We start from the raw sequence: 2,110 nt of genomic DNA, 5'->3' as shown, positions 1-2,110 counted from the left end.
GTCGAGCCGCTTCAGCCGCTCGGGCGACTTGAACGGCTTCACCCCGCCCGCCGCAATATAATCCTTCACCGTGTGATGGCTGCAGCCCAGCTGGCGCGCAATGCGCTTCAGCCCCCATCCGCACGCCCTCAGGCGCAACATCTCCGCCACGTCATCCGGCGTCTTCATCACCTGCCCCCGTGGATCACTCCACGACGAGCCTCTAGTGATTCGTTCCTGCTTCATTCGCTCTCTCCTCGGCTAATCCAAGGAGGGGGCAATTCCTCATGGCGCCGAGGGGGCAGTTTTCCATGGCGCGTGACACCTGGCTGAGGCCTTTTCTATAGCGGCGTAGGAACGGACGTAGCCGACTCTTGTTGACATTCAGGTGCGGTCACTGCCCCGACTGCATCTGGAAGCTTTGGCCCCAGCCAGTCCCCTCGCTGGGGCCGTTTCTTTGCATAAATTAGGTCATTGACACGCCTAAGTGAATGCGGAAACGATTGTTCGGTCGCACGATGGCGGTATGTTCAGGCTCATTCACCACGACAGCGTCGAATACAGCTTCATGGCGTTGACGGCGATATCGTTTGTGGCGCCCATCGTGAGCGTCGGCGCTCTGTTTATCGAGTGAGCCTGTCATCTCATGGATTGATCAACCGCCTTGGCCTCAGCGTGTACCCCCCCGCTGGGGCCATTCTTTGTCAGTGAGTTACTCGCCCGCTCGAACTGAGAAGTGGCGGCGTCTCAGCTGGAATTTCGCAGCGCCAAGAGCCGCTTCAGGGCGCTCTCGAATAACGCCTGCGCTTGCTCGAACATTTCGAGCAATTCCCGAGCCTCTGCCTCGTTATAACTCGTTCCCCTCGCAATCCGCTCGCGCTGGCTCGCCACGATGCGGCGCCCATCCTCAACGTGCTTTTTGGCAATTGCTATCTGTTCATCTAAGGTAGACATGAGCACATGAGCTGGCCACACAGCTTTTGCTCAATCCGCCTACAATATCACGCGAACAGGTGGTTTCCGACACAGACGTTCCTGCACACACTTTGTCACCAGCAATCCGCGGCTGGTTGACTAAGGATTCGCCGAGGAGCTTCCTCAGAAAATCGCGCTCCAGATCGGTCAGCTCCATCTTCGCGCTCCTCTGCGATCTCTTCCGGGCGCCGCTGCGGGACCCGGTCGGCGCAAGAAGGACTCGATTCCGGAACCCGGCGCGGTTCACCTGCAGTTCAGGCCGGAACATCTAGTCTGCATGGGGCGTTGCAGAAAGAGGGCCGTGATGGGTGCACCCGAGACTTTCGATGCCATGGCCATCGTCGTCGATTTGCTCGACGCGTGCCGGGACCGGCGAATATCCGATCTGCTCGACCTGTACGACGAAGACACCACTGTGGAATGCTGCGAAGGCGGGAGGTTCGAGGGCAGGCGGGCATTGCGTTCCTATTGGACGCTGAGGTTGGCGGATCAGCCTCCCGGCCCCTTCCAGATCGAGGCGATCGTGCCGGAAGACGGCGGTCTACCTCGAGTACCGCGATGCAGGGGGACGGCTGTTCCGGACGCGTCTCCGCTTGAACGCCGCCGGCAAGATCGTGCACTTGACCTGCAATCCGCTGGTCACCAACGATGAGGCGTTTACGGTTTGATGCCGTGACGACTGTCCGTTCGCGGCGGCCTAAGCCAACCGCTCCACCTGCCGCCGTTGTCGATTGCGCCGTCGCCCCTCGCGTCTGCTCGGTCGCTGTGCCGGGATCGCGCGTTCGAGCAGGCGTGGCGGAGGGGCGGTCAGTGCATCGGGCTGCGGCGGCGCGGATACAGCTGAGACCTCCGGCGCGACCCCGATCCTTCGCGTACTCCAAGCCAGCCCAATACTCAGCCGGCGTCGCCTTGTCCTGGTAGAGCATCGGATAGTTGATCTTTTCGATGCAGATCCGGCCATCCTGGATCGGCTCGAAGGCCCGAGCGTGCTCCATGATCCTGCGCGCGGCTTTTTCGGATTCGGAGTAGGGGCGGTCGCCAACGTGTTTCATTGCTATGAATTTAGAGAGTTAGAAACGGCCGCAGCAACCTTTGGGGGCCAAGAGGCAGTCGCTGGGGCCGCTGTCTCGGCCGGTTCGCTCCGGCCGACTCGCGA

General features: G+C 61.0%; 4 protein-coding genes. 1 reads left to right on the top strand and 3 read right to left on the bottom strand.

Annotated elements, in window-relative coordinates; translation table 11 throughout:
* From J6525_RS46240 to J6525_RS46230, 3 genes are all read right to left on the bottom strand, one after another.
* Positions 1 to 225 (bottom strand): helix-turn-helix domain-containing protein (locus J6525_RS46240; protein WP_225649589.1); only part of this gene is annotated, 225 nt, incomplete at its 3' end.
* 501 nt (positions 226 to 726) lie between these two features.
* Entirely contained in the window at positions 727 to 933 is a 207-nt protein-coding gene (locus J6525_RS46235; protein WP_225649588.1) for a hypothetical protein, read from the bottom strand.
* On the bottom strand, positions 917 to 1,111 hold the full coding sequence (locus J6525_RS46230; protein ID WP_225649587.1) for a hypothetical protein: 195 nt from the start codon (positions 1,109 to 1,111) through the stop codon (positions 917 to 919). The genes J6525_RS46235 and J6525_RS46230 overlap by 17 nt, the downstream gene beginning before the upstream one ends.
* A gap of 147 nt (positions 1,112 to 1,258) precedes the next feature.
* On the opposite strand from J6525_RS46230, the gene J6525_RS46225 reads away from it, so the two are divergent.
* Positions 1,259 to 1,606, top strand: a complete 348-nt coding sequence (locus J6525_RS46225; RefSeq protein ID WP_225649586.1) for a nuclear transport factor 2 family protein — start codon at positions 1,259 to 1,261, stop codon at positions 1,604 to 1,606.
* Positions 1,607 to 2,110: the final 504 nt, after the last annotated feature.

Origin of the sequence: Bradyrhizobium australafricanum, from assembly GCF_020329495.1 — a bacterium.
Taxonomy (GTDB): domain Bacteria; phylum Pseudomonadota; class Alphaproteobacteria; order Rhizobiales; family Xanthobacteraceae; genus Bradyrhizobium; species Bradyrhizobium australafricanum.
The sequence above is the reverse complement of the archived record's forward strand: the minus strand, read 5'-3'. Positions and strand labels throughout refer to the sequence as shown.